We start from the raw sequence: 17,734 nt of genomic DNA, 5'->3' as shown, positions 1-17,734 counted from the left end.
CCGGAGTCCTGCCATGCGCCCCCTCACCCTCGACCTCGATCAACTGGCCGCCGCCCTCGACAGCCGGGAGCGAGGTACCCATTTTCTCGATCTCGACAGCGGCGCCCTGCGCCTGCTAGACCCGGATGACCTCAGTCTGGAAGAGCGCGAAGAGCTGGAAGATCCCGAGCGCTACCTGCCGCTACCGCGTCTGACCCAGGAGGATCGCCTGGAACTGCGCGAAGCCTTCCTGCACCAGCTGCGTCATCCCCACGCCCAGCCGCTCTTGCGCGCCGCCCTGGACAGCCGCCGACCGCTGCGCACCTTCGACTACGAACTGGACCTCTTCCCCTCGGTACGCGAGGCCTGGCAGGCCTTCGCCCTGAACCGACTCAAGGAAGAGCTGCTGGTGCTGCTGGACGAAGCCGGGCTGGAAGCCTTGCCGGCGGATGGCCGGCTGCCGCTGGCCGAGGATGTGCCGGAGGGGATCAGGCGGCGGTTGGAGAAAGGGCGGGGTTAATCATGCCCGTGCCGATAGAGCTTCAGATCCACCATCAGGTCGTCGGTAAGGGTTTCCAGATGCGCCTGCAAGGCTTCGAGTTCGAGGTCGGCCGGTAGTGCCAGCAGGGCGGTGGCGTGGAACAGCACCTCGCTGCTCATGGGTGCCGGACGCGTCTCGGTGGACAGGCGTTCGACGTTGACGCCGACCTGGTGCAGCGCGCGGGTGATGTCGCGGACGATGCCGACACGATCGTTGCCCAAGAGATCGAGCTGCACCAGCGGGGCGCCCACCGGCGCCGGCTGGCCGGGCTCGCCGACCAGGATGCGCAGGCCCGGAATGGCCAGTTGCTGCAGGGTTTCCACCAGGCCGTTGCGCAGCTCCGGCTCCACTTCCACCGAGAGGATGCCGGCGAACTGGCCGGCGAGGTGGGCCATGCGGCTTTCCAGCCAGTTGCCGCCCTGGGCGGCCACGCAGTCGGCCAGGGCTTCCACCAGGCCGGGGCGATCAGGGGCGATGACGGTCAGGACCAGGTGTTCCATGGCGGGCTCCAAGGCAGACAAGGGGTGCCTGCAGTCTAGCCCGCCCTAGAACGCTGGCCTACTGGATGTCTTCGGGTTTGACGATCACCCAGTGCTTGTCGGCATTCACCGCCACGCCGTTCGCGGCCTGACCTTCGGCGTTGCTCTTCATCATCGCCTCGATCTGGGTGCGGTACTTGGCCTTGCGATCGACCCACAGGTGGATACCGCCCTTGGCCGCGTCCACGCCCTGGAACAGCATGGGACCGTCGCTCACCGGGGTGTCGCCCGCCACCAGGATGGGTTTCTTCCAGGGGCTGATGTAGGTGAGGATGGCGGCGTACTTGCCGGCGAACCAGGTGGCCGGAGTCCAGAGGTAGGGCGTGACCTGCAGCTTGAGGTTGGCCTGGGGATCGTACTTGCCCTCGGCGATCTGCTTGCGGGCCGTGGTCAGGGCGCCGGTGGCGGGGTCCTTGAGCAGGGTGGTGACGCCGATGACATTCTGCGGTTTGACGTCGTAGCCGTAGCGCGGATCGGACGCCACCATGCGTACCAGTTCTTCATGGGCGGCGCTGATCACATAGACCTCGATGCCGTTCTCCATCAGCTTGTGATAGAGCTCCTGCTGGCCGGTGAAGAGCTTGGGCGGGTTGATCTCCACCGTCTCGACCTTGTCGTCCTTGCCATAGTAGGTAGCGGGGATCGGCTTGCCGTAGGCCATCAGCTCATCGATATAGCCCTTGAGCTGCTTGAGGGTGAAGCCGGAGAACACCTGGGCGACCCAGGGGTAGCAGACCAGGTCGTCGATCTCGCACAGCCGGTAGTAGTAGCTGTTGAGGCTTTCCTTGTGGCCGTTGACGTCCTTGAAGGGGATCAGCTTGAGCGAGGGGTCGAGGGTCTCGCGGGTCAGCACGCCCTTCATTTCGAGGAAGGGCAGCAGCGACTCTTCCAGGTCGTAGCGATAGCTGGTGTTGTCCATGTCGAACACCGCGTAGTTGCCTTGGTTGGCATTGGCGGCGATCAGGGCATCGAGTTGCTCGGCTGCCGCCTTGGGCCAGTGGCTGAGTTCGGTGGCCTGGGCGGTGAGGGACAGGGCGCCGAGCACGAGGCCGGCAAGCAGGCGACGGGGGAGGAGGGCCATACGGGGCGTATTCCGACTACGGCGTCCGCGGAGTGCGAACGTTCGTGGTGACCCTAGCAGGGTGAGGTTACAAACTGTGTCTAGGAAGCGGCTTCGAGCGTTCCCAGGGCGGCGCGAGCGGCCGCCCCGGAGACAGCGTCAGGCGGTGGCAGGCTTGAGCTGGCCGTGGCTCTTGCCACGGAACAGGGTCAGGGTGGCGACCAGGCCCAGCACGGCGGCCAGGGTCAGCCACATGCCGGGGGCGGCCTTGTTGCCGGTTTCCTGGATCAGCCAGGTGCAGATCATCGGGGTGAAGCCGCCGAAGGTCGCGGTGGCCAGGCTGTAGGCCAGGGAGAAACCGGTGGTGCGGACGTGGACCGGCATGATCTCGGTCAGGGCCACCACCATGCCGCCGTTGTAGGTGCCGTAGAGGAACGACAGCCACAGCTCGACCAGCAGCAGACGACCGAAGCTGGGCTCGTTGGTCAGCCAGATCATCGCCGGGTAGGCACTGAGGATGGCCAGCACGGTGGCGAAGATCAGTAGCGGGCGACGGCCGACGCGATCGCTCAGGGCGCCCATCACCGGCAGCCAGATGAAGTTGGAGACACCCACGCAGGCGGTGACGATCAGGCTGTCCAGAGCGGTCAGGTTCAGTTCGTGGCGGCCGAAGGTGGGGGTGTAGGCGGTGATCAGGTAGAAGGAGGCGGTGGTCATGGAGACCATGGCCACGCCGGCCAGCACGGTGCCGAAGTTCTGGCCGATGGAGGCCATGGTCTCGCGGAAGGTCGGACGCTGCTTGCGCGCCTCGAACTCCGGGCTTTCTTCCAGGGAGCGGCGGATGATGAACAGGAAGGGCACGATCAGGCAGCCGATCAGGAAGGGGATGCGCCAGCCCCATTCACCCATCTCGGCGGGCGACAGCCAGTGGTTGAGCAGGGCGCCCAGCACGCCGGCGAAGACCACCGCGACCTGCTGGCTGGCGGATTGCCAGGAGACGAAGAAGCCCTTGCGACCGGGGGTGGCGATTTCCGACAGGTAGACGGATACTCCGCCCAGCTCGACGCCGGCGGAGAAGCCCTGCAGCAGGCGACCGATCAACACCAGGATCGGCGCGGCCACGCCCAGGGTGGCATAGCCGGGCACCACGGCGATCAGCAGGGTACCCATGGCCATCAGTGCCAGGGTCACGATCAGGCCATGGCGACGGCCGTGCTTGTCGATGTAGGCGCCGAGGAAGATCGCCCCCAGGGGACGCATCAGGAAGCCGGCACCGAAGGTGGCCAGCGACAGCATCAGGGAGGCGAAGGCGTCGTCACCGGGAAAGAACGTCTTGGCGATGGCCGTGGCATAGAAGCCATACACCATGAAGTCGTACATTTCGAGGAAGTTTCCGCTGACGACGCGGAAGATGGATTTGGCTTTCGAGGTGGTGGCCATCAGTGCTAGCTCGGATTGGGTTTGTTATGGAGACAGCTCGCGCAAGGCGCCCAGACCTCTATGGGTGGGTCGCACTATTTGTAACCTTATGTGTTGCAAAACTGTGCTGGCAAGCTGATTCGGACCAAAACCCGCGAAATTACTGGATTTGAAAGGTTGATGAAAGGTTCGCGTCATTACGTCTGGAAATTATTGTCCAGTTGACAAGATGTCGCAGCTCAAGAATTGAGCATTTGCCAGAAGGCAGCCCCGACCCCGGCCAGACTTTCCCCGGCGATCAGCCCGGCGGCAGCGGCCAGGGCGAAGCGCTCGGCCAGGCGTGGCCGGCGCCAGCGCACCAGGGCCGTGAGCAGGGCGCCCAGGGTCATCATCAGGGACACCGACGCCGGCAGGATGAACGCCAGCCCCAGCGCCGCCGAACTGGGCAGCCAGAGTGCCCGGCGCGGGGCCAGCAGCGCCTCGGCCAGGCCCAGCAGCAGGCCGGCCAGGGCGCCGCAGAGGATGCCCAGGCGCATCGCCGCGTCCAGCGCGCCCAGACCTTGGGTCAGGGTTTCCGCCACCGCCTTCCACTGGGCCACCGCCGGGGCCGGCCAAGCGGCGCTGAGCAAGAGCGCCTGGGGATCGGGAATCAGCAGCCGGTAGGTGAGCACCCCGGCCACCGCGCCCAGGGCGATGCCCAGGCATTGGGCGACCACCTGCTTGGCCGGGGTGGCGCCGATGGCCTTGCCGACTTTGAAGTCGTTCATCAGGTCGGTGCTCTGGCCGGCCGCGCCGCCGGCGGTATTGGCGCCCATCAGGTTGATGTTGACCTGGCCCGGCGCGGCCAGGCCGAAGGTCAGTTGCGAGAGCTGGCCGATGGCGCCGATGGGCGGGATGCCGGTAGCGCCCACCACCCGCGCGGCCATGGCGGCGAGAAAGATCGCCAGGGGGATGGCCACCAGGGCGAGCCAGGGATCGATCCCGAACAGGCGGACCTGCAGCAGCACCACCAGCAGGCTCGCCACCAGCAGCAGGATCAGCGGCCAGACGCGTGGCCGCCGCCAGCCCTGGCGGTGACGTTCACCGCGCGGCAGGGTAGCCAGGCGCACTGCCAGCGAGGCCAGGGTGGCGCTGACCATCAGGCTCACCCCCGGCCACAGCAGCCATTGCACCAGCACCCCGTACTGCGGGCCGCTGGCATCCGCAGGCAGTTGGGCGATCCCGCTGGCCAGCAGCCAGGGCGCCAGCCCCGCCCAGGCCAGCAGGGTGCCAAGTAGGAGGGAGAGACCGACCCGCAGGCCGATAATGCCGCCGAAGCCGAGCAGCAGCAGGGAGGGATCGAAGCTGAAGGTCAATCGCTCCAGGGCCGGCGAGGGCGCCACCCGTGGCAGCGCCCAGGCGAAGCTGTCCACCAGCTTGACGATCGCCGACAGCGCCAGGGCGCCGAGCAGTACCCGCAGCCGGGCCAGGGCCTCGGCGCCACTGGCATAGACCTGGCGCAGTGCCTCCAGGGTGGCCAGGCCCTCGGGAAAGGTCAGGCTGGCATCGGCCAGCAGCAACGGCCGGAGATACCAGGCCACCCAGATGCCGAGAAAGCTCACGGCGAATACCCAGCCCATCAGCGGCAGGGTGGGCAGCTCCTGGCCGGTCAACAGGGTATAGGCCGGGATGGGCGCCACCAGGCCGCCGGAAACGATGCTCGCCGCCGCCGAGGCCACGGTCTGGTTGATATTGCTCTCGTGCAGCGTCCAACCCGGTTGTCCAAGCCGCCGGCCCAGACGGTGCCAGAGGCCGTAGCTCACCAGCAGGGCGATGATCGACATATTGAACGACCAGCCGATCTTGAGGCCGGCATAGACGTTCGCCGGGGTCAGCAGGATACCCAGCAGGGCACCGGTGAGCAGGGCGCGGGGACTGAGTTCGCGCTCCACGGGTAGCGGCAGAGCGGACGGGGCGGCGGTGGCGTCGGACAAAAGCGGCTCCTCGGTCACGGAAACGACGGGCGTCGTCAGGGGACCCGCTCGTATGCCGGTTGGTTCGCCGACTCAGGGCTTCGTCTGCGCCCAGCTCTGGCGCAGGGCCTCGATCAGTTGGCGCAAGCCTGGCGGCGGCTGGCGCCGGCTGGGGTAGTAGATGCACAGCGGCGCGCCGGGCGAGGCCCAGGCCGGCAGCAGCTGTTCCAGGCGGCCGTCGCGCAGCTCCTCGGCCACCCGCCACTCCAGGCAATAGGCCAACCCCAGGCCATCCAGGGCGGCCTGGATCGAGGTCTCGGTCTCGTTGACGGTGAGCGGGCCCGGCACGTCGAGCACCCGGGTCGTGGCGCCGCTGCCCAGTTCCCAGCGATAGAGGGCGCCGTTGCCCAGGCGTAGGCGTATGCAGTGATGCCGAGCCAGGTCCTCCGGGTGCTCCGGGCGCCCGTGGCGGGCCAGGTAGGCGGGGGCGCCCACCACCACCCAGCGCAGTTCGTCGGTGAGTGGCAGGGCGACCATGTCCTGGGGCACGGTATCGCCGTAGCGGATGCCGGCATCGAGGCCGTCGGCGACGATATCCACCGGGCGGTCTTCGACGCTGATGTCCAGTTGCAACTGCGGGTAGTCGGCCAGCAGGCGAGGCAGCGTGGGGGTCACCAGCAGCCGCGCCGCATCGCGCGGTACGCTCAGGCGCAGCCGGCCCACCGGGGCGTCGCGGTGCAGATCCAGCTCGCCCAGGGCCTCGCCGATGAGGGCGAAGCCCTGTTCGAGCTTTTCCGCCAGCGCCGCGCCGGCCAGGGTCGGCACCACCGAGCGGCTGGTACGATTGAGCAGCTTGACCCCCAGGCGCGTCTCCAATTGCCGCAGGGCATGGCTCAGTGCCGAGGTGGTGACGCCTAGCTCGATGGCGGCCTGGCGGAAACTGCGCCGGCGGACCAGGGCGACGAAGACGTTGAGGTCGGCCAATTCGCCGCGATTCAAGGTGGGCACGGGCACTCCTCGCGCGATAAGGGTCAAGCGTTCGTTGAGCCCTATTCAACGCTTTTTGAATTAGCCTCACAAGGCTAACCCTTCCGACTGGCGTCTTCGCCTGGAGATTCTATGAGTGAAACCCTGCGTATCCCGGGTATCGATACCCCCGTTTCCCGCATCGGCCTCGGTACCTGGGCCATCGGTGGCTGGATGTGGGGCGGTACCGACGAAGCCCGTTCCATCGAGACCATCCGCGGCGCCGTGCAAGGCGGCATCAACCTCATCGACACCGCCCCGGTATACGGCTTCGGCCGCTCCGAGGAGATCGTCGGCAAGGCCCTGGAAGGCATCCGCGACCAGGCGGTGATCGCTACCAAGGTCGCCCTGGAGTGGCCGGGCGAGCAGGTCCGCCGCAACGCCAGCGCCGCGCGTATCCGCCAGGAGCTGGAGGATTCTCTGCGCCGCCTGCGTACTGATCGCATCGATCTCTATCAGGTGCACTGGCCCGATCCCCAGGTGCCCCACGAAGAAACCGCCCGCGAACTGGAGCGGCAGCAACAGGCGGGCAAGATCCTCGCCATCGGCGTGAGCAACTACTCGCCCGAGCAGTTGGAAGCCTTCCGCCAGTTCGCCAATCTTTCCAGCGTGCAGCCGCCCTACAACCTGTTCGAGCGCGCCATCGAAGCCGATGTGCTGCCCTATGCCCAGCGTCACGGCCTGGTGGTGCTGGCCTATGGCGCCCTCTGCCGTGGCCTGCTGTCCGGGCGGATGAACGCCGATACCCGCTTCGAGGGCGACGACCTGCGCCAGGGCGATCCCAAGTTCCAGGCGCCGCGCTTCGCCCAGTATCTGGCGGCGGTGGACGCCCTGACCGCCTTCGCCCGCGAACGGCACGGCAAGTCGGTACTGGCCCTGGCCATCCGCTGGATTCTCGACCAGGGGCCGACCATCGCCCTCTGGGGGGCGCGCAAGCCCGAGCAGTTGCAGGGCCTGGACGAGGCTTTCGGCTGGCGCCTGAGCAGGGAAGACCTGACGGCCATCGATGCCATCCTCGCCGAACACGTCAAGGACCCGGTGGGGCCCGAGTTCATGGCGCCGCCCCTGCGTTGATCGGTGCGGCCGGGGCACCCTGGCCCCGCCGCGTTGCCTAAGCTACTCAGCCACAAGAGGTGAGGATCATGGCCAAGCGCGAAGATCTCGACCACAAGCCGGAAAATGCCGGCAAGGTCGGCGAGACCCACAAGGAACTCAACCAGGGCGGCGAAGAGCAGCGTCCGCAGAACGACAAGCGACCCGAGCAACCCAAGGAGAATCCGGATCCGGGTTACTAAGGCGGCACTGAAACAAGCAAAGGCGCCCTAGTGCAAATCCGGGCGCCTTTGCTTTATGGGCCGGAGTCAGCGGCTGACCCCGGCGGTCCGCCTGGCTAGAAGTTGCGCGGCGGGGTGGCCATGCCACTCTCGTCACCTACCGCGCCAGGGGTATTACCGTTGGCTGCGGTACGGCCGACATTCATGCCCGTGGTTGCCTGGGTGGCGCCGAGTGTGCTGCCGGTGCCTGCCCTCGGCGAGCCCGCCATGGACTCGACCCCGGCATCGGGATCGTTGCCCAGGTTTCTGGGCGCAGTCCCCGTACCCGCCTGCTGGCTGCCACTGTCAGGGCTGGCCGGGCGTGCTTCCTTCGCCACATCCTGTCCAGCCGCCTTGACTTGCTCGTAGCCGCTGCTGGCTACCTGCTTGGCCTTGGCGGTCAGCTTGTCGCTGTGCTTGCCGAGGGCGCGATCCTCGGTCTGGGTCCGCGGCAGCGCGGCGCCGAGCAAGGCGCCGAGGGCGATGCCCAGGGCACCGACCACCAGCGGCTGTTCGCGCAGCAGGGTGTCGAAGCTGCCCTTGAGTTGCTGCGCCTGGTCGGTCAGGGTGTCCTTGGCCTGGGCGGCGGTATCGCTCAGCCGCTCGCCGGTCTGCGAGGCCTTGGCCGAGACGGTATCGCCCAGGCCGGTCACCTTGTCACGGACATCGTGACTGCCCCGGTTCAGTGAGTCGCGGGTATGGCCTGCGCTGCTGGTCACCGAATCCAGGGCGCCCGCCAGCTTGTCCTTCAGCGGACTGCCCGCCGTGGCCGGTGCCGGCGTGCGATTCTGCCCGAGTGCCAGCCACAGCAGGCCGACCGAGGTCAGCACCGCGGGCACCGGATTGGCCTTGAGGGTAGTGCCCAGGTTGTGGGCGAATTCGCCACTGTGGCCCTTGGTATAGGAGAGCGCCTGGTCGAACAGCTGGCCGGGCGACAGGCGGCTTTCCAGCGCGCCCACCAGGTCTTCGATGCGCTCGCGCTTCTGGTCGATCTCGCGCTCGAGTTCTTCGGGATTCTTGCGGGACTCCGCGTCGATCTGATCGGTGATGCTCATTGTGCGGCTCTCCGTACGGCGTCCTTGTCCTTCTGCAGGCTGTTGACGGTGCGGTCAGGCGTGAAGTGGGACGGCTCGAATTGCTTCTTGCCCGACTGCAGCATGATGAAGCCGATCACCATGACCACGGCGCCCACCAGCAGGGCGGCGGCCCAGGGCGTGAGGTACTGGGAGAGGAAATAGACCACGCCCATGAGCAGCACGATGAAGCCGGCCAGCAACACGATGGCGCCAGCTGCCACGCCGGCGACGCCGGCCTTGGTGGTGCGCAGGGATTCGCCCAGTTCGGCCTTGGCCAGGGCCAGTTCCTTGGTGAACAGCGCCGGGACTTCCTGGACCAGCTGCTTGACCAGGCCGACCACCGAGGTATCGCCCTCGCTGGGACGCGGAGTGGGATTCTCGTTGATCATGGCTGCTTGCCTCCGCTCAGGGTGGGTCGATCCAACTGGCTGGATGAGGTGCCGGTATTGAGGGTGCTGTCGCTACGGGCCGGATTGATCGCCGCGCCGCCGATGGGATCGCCGCTACGTGTGGTGGTCGGCGTATGGACGTCGGGTCCCTTGGGAATGGCGTTGGTGTGGATGACGTCGGCCCCGGCCGCCGGCTCCACCAATTCGTTTTCCGCCGCTACCGAGGGGGTGGTCAGCGTGGGCAGCTCGTCCGCACCGCTGTGCTGCGCGGTACTGCCGGTATCCGCCTGGCTGGACGCCTTGAGAAAGCGCGATAGGCCGAAGCCGATGGCGATGCTGCCGGTGAGGAAAAGCGCCGGATTGTCCCGCGCCAAGGTACCGGCCTGGTGCAGCAGCTGTTCGGCGCTCTTGCCGCGCAAATCCTCGGCCAGACCGGTCAGGCTCTGCGCCATGTCGCTGACATAGTGCGCCAGCCCCAGGGTGTTCTTGTCTTCGAGTTCGTCAGCGGCTGCCTGGGCACTCTGGGCGATGGCGCCGAGCTGGTCGGCGGCGGTGTCGCGATAGTGTTCATAGTGCGCGGCGCCTTCTTGCTTGGCGTCTTGCACCGTGTCCCGGGCGACCTCTTTCAAATCGTGCAGATGGGCCTCTGCCGCGGAACCGTCCTTGGTCTGCGAGGGATGTCCCTGGGCGGGATCAGTGGGCGTCGTCATACGCTTGTACCTGTGTGCAGAACCTTGTCGTGGCCGACAGAAAACTCTTGGCGACCGTTCGTGTGCCTTGCCTTTTAGGTGACCGAGGTGAGCGAGCGACGGTTCGGCAGCGGCATCGGTTTGTCGCTGGAACTGACAAACGGTTTTACCTACAGGGTTAGCTACAAGCGAGACGGCCAGGGAGCGGCGCAGCCTCTAGGACGGGCAATGAAACGCAATCGCAACGCTGGCGACCATTCGTCTTGGCCATGGTGGCGATATGGAAATTCGATGAACGTTTTTTCGCCCGGTGCGGTCGATTCCTACAGACGTTGACGTTCGCCGAGTGCGGACCTACCTCTTCAACTCACGTCAGAATGACAGGAGATCTCTCATGGCCGTTGCCAATGCCAAGCAAGAACTGAAGACCGTTTCCAGCGTCAAGCAGAAGGCCCATCAGGGCGAGGACGCCACCCTGCAAAACCAGCAGGCGGTAGGCGAAGCCCTGGCCGTGCTGCTGTCCGATGTCTTCGCGCTGTACATCAAGACCAAGAACTACCACTGGCACATGAAGGGCTCGCATTTCCGCGACTACCACCTGCTGCTGGAAGAACAAGCCACCCAGCTGTATGGCATCACCGACCTGATCGCCGAGCGCGCGCGCAAGATCGGCCAGCCCACCGTACGCTCCCTGGAGCAGATGGTGCAGCTCAAGCGCCTGGCCAGCAGCGACGCCACCGACCTGTCGGCCGACCAGATGCTGACCGAGCTGCATGACGACAACCAGTCGCTGGCCGCCTACATGCGCACCACCCACACCCTGACCGACGACGCCAACGACGTCTCCACCACCAGCCTGCTGGAAGAGTGGATCGACCAAGCCGAAGAGCGTGCCTGGTTCCTGGGTCAGACCGTCGGTAAATAAGCCACGGTCGCTGCCTGAAAGCCCGTCTCCGGACGGGCTTTTTCATGGGCGCTCGCCAGGGGCCTGGGATTCGACTGGTATTGCCGCGGCGTGCAGCCGAATTCACGACGGAACACCGCGTGCAGGTACTGCGCCGAGGTGAAGCCGCAACGGCGGGCGACGTCCGCAAGGCTCGGCGCGCCTTCCTGCAGGGCCTGGGCCGCCGCGGCCAGTTTGAAGCCAAGGATCTCGTCGTGCAGGCTGCGGCCCAGCTCGCGGCGGAAGGAAGTCTCCAGCGCCGAACGGGAGATGCCCACGTAGCTGGCCACCTGGGCGGTCTTGATGCCCTGGCAGGCGTATTGGCGGATGAAATGCAGGGCGCGCATCACCTGCGGATGACGCACCGCCTGGTGCCGGCTGGACGCCTGGACATTGATGCCTTCCGGCGGGATCAGCACCCGCGGCGCGCCCAGCTCCACACCATGCAGCCGCTGGTGCAACAGCCGCGCTGCCTCGCGCCCTATGGCTTCGGTACCCTGGATCACCGAACTCAGGGGCACCCGGGTCAGGGTGCGGGCCAGGGGATCGTTGTCGATGCCGATCAACGCCACCTGTTCCGGCACCGAAATGCCGGCGGTGAGGCAGGCCTGCAAGAGTTGCCGCGCCCGGGCGTCGGTGACGGCGAGGATGCCCACCGGTTTGGGCAGGCCGTGCAGCCAGGCGATCAGCTGTTCCACGGCGGTGTCCCACAGCGGCGCGCTGGTCTCCAGCCCGCGATAGATCTCCACGGGCAGGCCGTCGCGGCGGAGCAGGGCGGCGAAGGCGGCCTCGCGTTCGCCGGCCCAGCGATTGGTGTCGGCGGCTGGAAGGCTGAAACAGGCGAAGCGGGTCAGCCCCGACTCGATCAGATGGTCATAGGCCAAGCGCACCAGGGCGGCATTGTCGGTGGCCACATAGGGAATGCCCGGCGGGTAGTTGGCCGCCTCCGCATAGGAGCCGCCCACCGCGATTACCGGCAGCGCGCTGTTGGCCAGGGCGTCGCTTACCGCAGGGTCGTCGAAGTCGGCGATGATGCCATCGCCCTGCCAGCGCTCGATGCCCTTGAGGCGGCAGAGGAAATCCTCTTCGAGAAACAGGTCCCAGCGTGCCCGGGTGCCGCTCAGGTAGTTGCCGATGCCCGCGAGGATGCCGCGGTCATAGATCTTGCTGCCGTTGAACAGCAGGGCGACACGATGAACGGGCGGCTGGCTGGGCATGGCGGGCTTCCGGCGGAACGCACGAAGAGAGATATCAGACTACGACCCTGGCCGGCACCGCTCAAGCGGCAAAATCGCACTCCGCTCTGGTGATTTTCACAATAGGCAGCCCAGGTGGCGGCGCTACCATCAGGGCAAGCCGGCACGCCGTGCCGGGTGCGAACGATAAGAACAAGGACAACGCGATGCCTTACTTCCCGAACGTCGACAAGGTCCGCTACGCCGGTCCCGACAGCGATTCCCCGTTCGCCTTCCGCCACTACGAAGCCGACCGCCTGGTGCTCGGCAAGCCGATGCGCGAACACCTGCGCATGGCCGTCTGCTACTGGCACACCTTCGTCTGGCCGGGTAGCGATGTCTTCGGCCAGGGCACCTTCCAGCGTCCCTGGCAGGCCGCCGGCGAGCCCCTCGATCAGGCGCGCGCCAAGGCCGCCGCCGCCTTCGAATTCTTCAGCAAGCTGGGCGTCGACTACTACTGCTTCCACGACACCGACGTCGCCCCCGAGGGTGCCAGCTTCGCCGAATACCGTGAGAACTTCGCCCGCCTGGTGGACGAGCTGGAGCACCACCAGAGCGAGACCGGCGTCAAGCTGCTGTGGGGTACCGCCAACTGCTTCAGCCACCCGCGCTACGCGGCCGGCGCCGCTACCAATCCCAATCCCGAGATCTTCGCCTGCGCTGCCACCCAGGTCTGCACGGCGATGAACGCCACCCACCGCCTGGGCGGCGAGAACTATGTGCTCTGGGGCGGTCGCGAAGGTTACGAGACGCTGCTCAACACCGACCTCAAGCGCGAGCGCGAACAACTGGGTCGCTTCATGCAACTGGTGGTGGAACACAAGCACCGCATCGGCTTCCAGGGCGACCTGCTGATCGAGCCCAAGCCCCAGGAGCCGACCAAGCACCAATACGACTACGACGTGGCCACCGTCTTCGGCTTTCTGCAGCAATTCGGGCTGGAGAAGGAGATCAAGGTCAACATCGAGGCCAACCACGCCACCCTGGCCGGCCACAGCTTCCAGCACGAGATCGCCAGCGCCGTGGCCCTGGGGGTGTTCGGCAGCATCGACGCCAACCGCGGCGATCCGCAGAACGGCTGGGACACCGACCAGTTCCCCAACAGCGTCGAGGAAATGACCCTGGCGATCTACGAGATCCTCAAGGGCGGCGGCTTCACCCGCGGCGGCTTCAACTTCGATGCCAAGGTGCGGCGCCAGAGCCTGGACGAGGTGGATCTGTTCCATGGCCACGTGGCCGCCATGGACACCCTGGCGTTGTCGCTGGAGCGCGCCGCGGCGCTGCTGCAGGACGACCCGCTGGGCAAGTTCAAGGCCGAGCGCTATGCCGGTTGGGACCAGGCCCTGGGCCAGCGCATCCTCGCGGGCCAACTGAACCTTGCGCAACTGGCCGAGCACACCTTCACCCAGGGGCTTGCGCCCCAGCCGGTGAGCGGTCGCCAGGAATTGCTCGAAGGCATCGTCAACCGCTACCTCTACCGTTGAGGCCATTGAGCGGGCCAGCACAAAAAAGCCGTTCTGGCCCGCTTGTACAACACTGCTGAATCGTTACACTCAGAGCCGTTTCACCGCTCCACAACAACAATAACGAAGGACGCAATCATGAACTTCAAGACCACCCTGCTCGCAGGTCTGCTCGCCCTCTGCACCACCGGTTTCGCCCAGGCCGACGCCCAGCATCCCAAGATCGGTTTCTCCATCGACGACCTGCGCCTGGAGCGCTGGGCCCGTGACCGCGACTATTTCGTCGCCGCCGCCGAGCAACTCGGTGCCAAGGTCTATGTGCAATCCGCCGATGCCAACGAGCAGCGCCAGCTGTCGCAGATCGAGAACCTGATCTCGCGCGGGGTGGACGCCATCGTCATCGTGCCCTTCAACGCCACGGTGCTGAACAACGTGGTGGCCGAGGCCAAGAAGGCCGGGGTCAAGGTGATCTCCTACGACCGCCTGATCCTCAACGCCGACATCGACGCCTATATCTCCTTCGATAACGAGAAGGTCGGCGAGATGCAGGCGGGTGGCGTGCTCAAGGCCCAGCCCAAGGGCAATTACTTCCTGCTCGGCGGCGCCCCCACCGACAACAACGCCAAGATCCTCCGCCAGGGCCAGATGAAGGTCCTGCAGCCGGCCATCGACAAGGGCGACGTCAAGATCGTTGGCCAGCAGTGGGTGAAGGAGTGGAACCCGACCGAGGCCCTGGCCATCGTCGAGAACGCTCTGACCGCCAACGACAACAAGATCGACGGCATCGTCGCCTCCAACGACGCCACCGCGGGCGGCGCCATCCAGGCCCTGGCCGCGCAGAAGCTGGCCGGCAAGGTCGCCGTGTCCGGCCAGGACGCCGACCTCGCCGCCATCAAGCGGGTGATCGCCGGCACCCAGACCATGACCGTCTACAAGCCGCTCAAGCTGATCGCCTCCGAGGCGGCCAAGCTGTCGGTGCAACTGGTGCGCGGCGAGAAGCCGGGCTTCAATTCCACCTACGACAACGGCACCAAGAAGGTCGACACCGTGCTGCTCACGCCGACCGAGCTGACCAAGGACAACGTCGAGTTGCTGGTCAAGGACGGCTTCTACACCCAGGCCCAGATCGACGGCAAATAACCACTGGTCACCGGCTGGCCGCCTGACGCCTCGCGTCGGGCGGCTTCTGGGCGAGGAGCGGCCATGGCCGACTATCTGTTGGAAATGCACGGCATCGCCAAGAGCTTCGGCGGGGTGCGGGCGTTGGACGGCATCGATCTCAAGGTGCGTCCGGGCGAATGCGTAGGGCTGTGCGGCGAGAACGGCGCCGGCAAGTCCACCCTGATGAAGGTGCTCTCGGCGGTCTATCCCCACGGTACCTGGGAAGGCGAGATCCGCTGGGACGGGCGGCCCCTGGAAGCCCATTCCATCGCCGAGTCCGAGGCGGCCGGCATCGTCATCATCCACCAGGAACTGACTCTGGTACCCGATCTTTCCGTGGCCGAGAACATCTTCATGGGCCACGAGCCGCGCCGTTTCGGCGGCCGGCTGGACTACCCCACCATGCTGCAGCGCTCGGCCGAGCTGATGCGTCGGCTCAAGGTGCCGGACATGAACGTGGCTCTGCCGGTATCCCAATACGGTGGCGGCCTGCAGCAACTGGTGGAGATCGCCAAGGCGCTGAACAAGAACGCCCGGCTGTTGATCCTCGACGAACCGACCTCGGCGCTCACCACCTCCGAGATCGCCGTGCTGCTGGACATCATCCGCGACCTCAAGGCGCAAGGGGTGGCCTGCGTCTACATCTCGCACAAGCTCGACGAGGTGGCGGCCATCTGCGACACCATCACGGTGATCCGCGATGGCAAGCACATCGCCACCACGCCGATGGCCGAGATGGACATCGACCGTATCATCACTCAGATGGTCGGCCGCGCCATGACCAACCTCTATCCGCAGATCCCCCACGAGATCGGCGAGGTGATCTTCGAGGCGCGCCACTTCACCTGCCTGGACGTCGACAACCCCCAGCGCAAGAGAGTCGATGACGTCTCCTTCGCCGTGCGCGCCGGCGAGATCCTCGGCATCGCCGGATTGGTGGGCGCCGGGCGCACCGAGCTGGTCTCGGCCATCTTCGGCGCCTACGACGGCCGCTACGAGGGCGAGGTCTGGCTCAACGGCCAGCGCATCGACACCCGCACGCCGCTGAGGTCCATTCGCGCCGGTCTCTGCCTGGTGCCGGAGGATCGCAAGCGGCAGGGCATCATTCCCGACCTCGGCGTGGGCTCGAACATCACCCTCACGGTGCTGGATAGATTCGCCCACCTGAGCCGCATCGACGGCGAGGCGGAACTGTCCTGCATCGACACCGAGATCGCCCGGCTGCAACTCAAGACCAGCAGCCCCTTCCTGCCCATCACCGGTCTCTCCGGGGGTAACCAGCAGAAGGCGGTGCTCTCCAAGATGCTGCTGGCGCGGCCCAAGGTGCTGATCCTCGACGAGCCCACCCGGGGCGTCGACGTCGGTGCCAAGTACGAGATCTATCGCCTGATCGGCCTGCTGGCTGCCGAGGGTGTGGCCATCGTCATGGTCTCCTCGGAGCTGGCCGAGGTGCTCGGCGTCTCCGACCGGGTGCTGGTGCTCGGCGAAGGCCGGCTGCGCGGCGATTTCCCCAACGAGAACCTGACCCAGGAGCGCGTACTGGCCGCCGCCCTGGGCACCACCGAACGGGCGGTCGCCCAAGCCCGGGAGCACTTCTGATGCACGCCGTGAAACAGCTGTTCACTCGTTACAAGATGCTCGCCCTGCTGATCGCCGTGGCCCTGATCTGGCTGTTCTTCAGCTGGCAGACCGAGGGCGGTTTCGTCACCCCGCGCAACCTCTCCAACCTGCTGCGGCAGATGTCCATCACCGGCATCCTCGCCTGCGGCATGGTGCTGGTGATCATCGCCGGCGAGATCGACCTCTCGGTCGGCTCGCAGCTGGGCCTGCTCGGCGGTGTGGCCGCGATACTCGACGTCACCTACCACGTGCCCCTGCCGATCACCCTACTGGCGGTGGCCGCCGGTGGGCTGCTGATCGGCCTGATCAACGGCTACCTGAGTGCCTATCGGGGGATACCGTCCTTTATCGTCGGTCTCGGCGGCATGCTGGCCTTTCGCGGCGTGCTGCTCGGACTCACCGGCGGCGTCACCGTCGCCCCGGTGTCGCCGGAACTGGTCTACCTCGGCCAGGGCTATCTGCCGCCGGCCGTGGGCAGCGCCCTGGGCGTGCTGCTGTTCGGCCTGGCCATCGTCCTCACCTGGCGCCAGCGCAGCAAGCGCAAGGCCCTGGACCTCGCCCTGGCGCCGCTGTGGCGCGACGTGCTGCGGGTGGCGGTGATCGGGGTGGTGCTGGCCGCGTTCATCCAGACCCTCAACCGCTACGATGGCATCCCGGTGCCGGTGCTGATCCTGCTGGTGCTGCTGGGGGTGTTCAGCTACATCACCAGCCAGACGGTGTTCGGCCGGCGTATCTATGCGGTGGGCAGCAACCTGGAAGCCACCCGGCTGTCGGGCATCAACGTCCAGGCGATCAAGCTGGGCATCTTCGGCCTCATGGGCGTGATGTGCGCCCTGGCCGGCCTGGTCAACACCGCCCGCCTGGCCGCCGGCTCGCCCTCGGCCGGCACCATGGGCGAACTGGACGCCATCGCCGCCTGCTTCATCGGCGGCACCTCCATGCGCGGCGGCTCCGGCACCGTCTACGGCGCCCTGCTCGGCGCCCTGGTGATCGCCAGCCTGGATAACGGCATGTCCATGCTCGATGTGGACAGCTACTGGCAGATGATCGTCAAGGGCGGCATCCTGGTCCTGGCCGTCTGGGTAGACGTCAGTACCCGGACGGGGCGGCGCTGATCGGACTTATCCACCGCGCCTGACCGCCCCCTCTCCCTTTGGGAGAGGGCAGGGGTGAGGGAGCCTGGTTAGCAGCGGCAATCGCGGCCATGGGCCGCTCCTACTGGCACAGATGCCATTGTAGGAGCGGCCCATGGCCGCGATACGCGATCAAGACAGTTGCTTCTACAATGTCCCGTAGGAGCGGCCGCATCGGCGGACCGCCATGGCCGCG

At 66.5% G+C, this 17,734-nt stretch carries 17 protein-coding genes; 8 read left to right on the top strand and 9 right to left on the bottom strand.

The window, feature by feature from the left end; translation table 11 throughout:
* The first annotated feature begins 13 nt into the window (after nt 1-13).
* Entirely contained in the window at nt 14-499 is a 486-nt protein-coding gene (locus CCZ28_RS14990) for a UPF0158 family protein (protein ID WP_140219205.1), read from the top strand.
* On the opposite strand, the gene CCZ28_RS14985 is transcribed toward CCZ28_RS14990, so the two are convergent.
* From CCZ28_RS14985 to CCZ28_RS14965, 5 genes are all read right to left on the bottom strand, one after another.
* Nucleotides 496-1,020, bottom strand: coding sequence for a glycine cleavage system protein R (locus CCZ28_RS14985; RefSeq protein ID WP_140219203.1), 525 nt, complete (start codon nt 1,018-1,020; stop codon nt 496-498). The two genes, CCZ28_RS14990 and CCZ28_RS14985, sit on opposite strands and share 4 nt — an antisense overlap.
* Before the next feature lie 58 nt (nt 1,021-1,078).
* Nucleotides 1,079-2,140, bottom strand: a complete 1,062-nt coding sequence (locus CCZ28_RS14980; protein WP_140219201.1) for a haloacid dehalogenase-like hydrolase — start codon at nt 2,138-2,140, stop codon at nt 1,079-1,081.
* A 138-nt stretch (nt 2,141-2,278) separates the two neighbouring features.
* Nucleotides 2,279-3,559, bottom strand: a complete 1,281-nt coding sequence (locus tag CCZ28_RS14975; protein WP_140219199.1) for an MFS transporter — start codon at nt 3,557-3,559, stop codon at nt 2,279-2,281.
* Nucleotides 3,560-3,777: 218 nt separating this feature from the next.
* A complete protein-coding gene (locus CCZ28_RS14970; RefSeq protein ID WP_140219197.1) occupies nt 3,778-5,511 on the bottom strand; it encodes an OPT/YSL family transporter in 1,734 nt (577 codons plus the stop codon).
* A 72-nt stretch (nt 5,512-5,583) separates the two neighbouring features.
* Nucleotides 5,584-6,498 (bottom strand): LysR family transcriptional regulator, encoded by a 915-nt coding sequence (locus tag CCZ28_RS14965; RefSeq protein ID WP_140219195.1) that lies wholly within the window; start codon nt 6,496-6,498, stop codon nt 5,584-5,586.
* Nucleotides 6,499-6,609: 111 nt separating this feature from the next.
* Between CCZ28_RS14965 and CCZ28_RS14960 the strand changes: the two genes are divergently transcribed.
* The gene (locus tag CCZ28_RS14960) at nt 6,610-7,590 is read left to right on the top strand and encodes an aldo/keto reductase (RefSeq protein WP_140219193.1); all 981 of its coding nucleotides are present in this window, start codon (nt 6,610-6,612) and stop codon (nt 7,588-7,590) included.
* 68 nt (nt 7,591-7,658) lie between these two features.
* Nucleotides 7,659-7,811, top strand: coding sequence for a hypothetical protein (locus CCZ28_RS24460; protein ID WP_167509245.1), 153 nt, complete (start codon nt 7,659-7,661; stop codon nt 7,809-7,811).
* A gap of 95 nt (nt 7,812-7,906) precedes the next feature.
* Here CCZ28_RS24460 and CCZ28_RS14955 read toward each other — a convergent pair whose 3' ends face one another.
* Genes CCZ28_RS14955 through CCZ28_RS14945 form a run of 3 tightly spaced genes read right to left on the bottom strand, consistent with a single transcriptional unit; the run spans nt 7,907 to nt 10,004 of the window.
* A complete protein-coding gene (locus CCZ28_RS14955) occupies nt 7,907-8,884 on the bottom strand; it encodes a DUF3618 domain-containing protein (RefSeq protein WP_140219191.1) in 978 nt (325 codons plus the stop codon).
* On the bottom strand, nt 8,881-9,294 hold the full coding sequence (locus CCZ28_RS14950) for a phage holin family protein (RefSeq protein ID WP_140219189.1): 414 nt from the start codon (nt 9,292-9,294) through the stop codon (nt 8,881-8,883). The genes CCZ28_RS14955 and CCZ28_RS14950 overlap by 4 nt, the downstream gene beginning before the upstream one ends.
* Nucleotides 9,291-10,004, bottom strand: coding sequence for a hypothetical protein (locus tag CCZ28_RS14945; RefSeq protein WP_240795162.1), 714 nt, complete (start codon nt 10,002-10,004; stop codon nt 9,291-9,293). The genes CCZ28_RS14950 and CCZ28_RS14945 overlap by 4 nt, the downstream gene beginning before the upstream one ends.
* A gap of 373 nt (nt 10,005-10,377) precedes the next feature.
* Between CCZ28_RS14945 and CCZ28_RS14940 the strand changes: the two genes are divergently transcribed.
* On the top strand, nt 10,378-10,908 hold the full coding sequence (locus tag CCZ28_RS14940; RefSeq protein ID WP_017639603.1) for a Dps family protein: 531 nt from the start codon (nt 10,378-10,380) through the stop codon (nt 10,906-10,908).
* Here the strand turns inward: CCZ28_RS14940 and CCZ28_RS14935 are convergent.
* Nucleotides 10,890-12,143 (bottom strand): XylR family transcriptional regulator, encoded by a 1,254-nt coding sequence (locus tag CCZ28_RS14935; protein ID WP_140219187.1) that lies wholly within the window; start codon nt 12,141-12,143, stop codon nt 10,890-10,892. The genes CCZ28_RS14940 and CCZ28_RS14935 overlap by 19 nt on opposite strands.
* Nucleotides 12,144-12,328: 185 nt before the next feature.
* Between CCZ28_RS14935 and xylA the strand changes: the two genes are divergently transcribed.
* From xylA to CCZ28_RS14915, 4 genes are all read left to right on the top strand, one after another.
* The gene (gene xylA / locus CCZ28_RS14930) at nt 12,329-13,645 is read left to right on the top strand and encodes a xylose isomerase (protein ID WP_140219185.1); all 1,317 of its coding nucleotides are present in this window, start codon (nt 12,329-12,331) and stop codon (nt 13,643-13,645) included.
* A 117-nt stretch (nt 13,646-13,762) separates the two neighbouring features.
* Nucleotides 13,763-14,764: a D-xylose ABC transporter substrate-binding protein gene (gene xylF, locus CCZ28_RS14925; protein WP_140219183.1), complete on the top strand. Its 1,002-nt coding sequence runs from the start codon at nt 13,763-13,765 to the stop codon at nt 14,762-14,764.
* A 63-nt stretch (nt 14,765-14,827) separates the two neighbouring features.
* Nucleotides 14,828-16,384, top strand: a complete 1,557-nt coding sequence (xylG, locus tag CCZ28_RS14920) for a D-xylose ABC transporter ATP-binding protein (RefSeq protein ID WP_140219181.1) — start codon at nt 14,828-14,830, stop codon at nt 16,382-16,384.
* Complete coding sequence (locus tag CCZ28_RS14915) at nt 16,384-17,520, top strand: sugar ABC transporter permease (RefSeq protein WP_140219179.1); 1,137 nt, start codon at nt 16,384-16,386, stop codon at nt 17,518-17,520. The genes xylG and CCZ28_RS14915 overlap by 1 nt, the downstream gene beginning before the upstream one ends.
* The last annotated feature ends 214 nt before the right edge of the window (nt 17,521-17,734 follow it).

It is taken from the genome of Pseudomonas oryzihabitans, assembly GCF_006384975.1.
Classification (GTDB): Bacteria; Pseudomonadota; Gammaproteobacteria; order Pseudomonadales; family Pseudomonadaceae; genus Chryseomonas; species Chryseomonas psychrotolerans_B.
This window is presented reverse-complemented; position numbering and strand designations above follow the sequence as displayed.

What these genes read in the sequence shown, in the direction of transcription:
- CCZ28_RS14990 (WP_140219205.1), top strand. Translation starts at nt 14, where the DNA reads ATGCGCCCCCTCACCCTCGACCTCGATCAACTGGCCGCCGCCCTCGAC.
- CCZ28_RS14985 (WP_140219203.1), bottom strand. Translation starts at nt 1,020, where the DNA reads ATGGAACACCTGGTCCTGACCGTCATCGCCCCTGATCGCCCCGGCCTG.
- CCZ28_RS14980 (WP_140219201.1), bottom strand. Translation starts at nt 2,140, where the DNA reads ATGGCCCTCCTCCCCCGTCGCCTGCTTGCCGGCCTCGTGCTCGGCGCC.
- CCZ28_RS14975 (WP_140219199.1), bottom strand. Translation starts at nt 3,559, where the DNA reads ATGGCCACCACCTCGAAAGCCAAATCCATCTTCCGCGTCGTCAGCGGA.
- CCZ28_RS14960 (WP_140219193.1), top strand. Translation starts at nt 6,610, where the DNA reads ATGAGTGAAACCCTGCGTATCCCGGGTATCGATACCCCCGTTTCCCGC.
- CCZ28_RS24460 (WP_167509245.1), top strand. Translation starts at nt 7,659, where the DNA reads ATGGCCAAGCGCGAAGATCTCGACCACAAGCCGGAAAATGCCGGCAAG.
- CCZ28_RS14955 (WP_140219191.1), bottom strand. Translation starts at nt 8,884, where the DNA reads ATGAGCATCACCGATCAGATCGACGCGGAGTCCCGCAAGAATCCCGAA.
- CCZ28_RS14950 (WP_140219189.1), bottom strand. Translation starts at nt 9,294, where the DNA reads ATGATCAACGAGAATCCCACTCCGCGTCCCAGCGAGGGCGATACCTCG.
- CCZ28_RS14945 (WP_240795162.1), bottom strand. Translation starts at nt 10,004, where the DNA reads ATGACGACGCCCACTGATCCCGCCCAGGGACATCCCTCGCAGACCAAG.
- CCZ28_RS14940 (WP_017639603.1), top strand. Translation starts at nt 10,378, where the DNA reads ATGGCCGTTGCCAATGCCAAGCAAGAACTGAAGACCGTTTCCAGCGTC.
- CCZ28_RS14935 (WP_140219187.1), bottom strand. Translation starts at nt 12,143, where the DNA reads ATGCCCAGCCAGCCGCCCGTTCATCGTGTCGCCCTGCTGTTCAACGGC.
- xylA (WP_140219185.1), top strand. Translation starts at nt 12,329, where the DNA reads ATGCCTTACTTCCCGAACGTCGACAAGGTCCGCTACGCCGGTCCCGAC.
- xylF (WP_140219183.1), top strand. Translation starts at nt 13,763, where the DNA reads ATGAACTTCAAGACCACCCTGCTCGCAGGTCTGCTCGCCCTCTGCACC.
- xylG (WP_140219181.1), top strand. Translation starts at nt 14,828, where the DNA reads ATGGCCGACTATCTGTTGGAAATGCACGGCATCGCCAAGAGCTTCGGC.
- CCZ28_RS14915 (WP_140219179.1), top strand. Translation starts at nt 16,384, where the DNA reads ATGCACGCCGTGAAACAGCTGTTCACTCGTTACAAGATGCTCGCCCTG.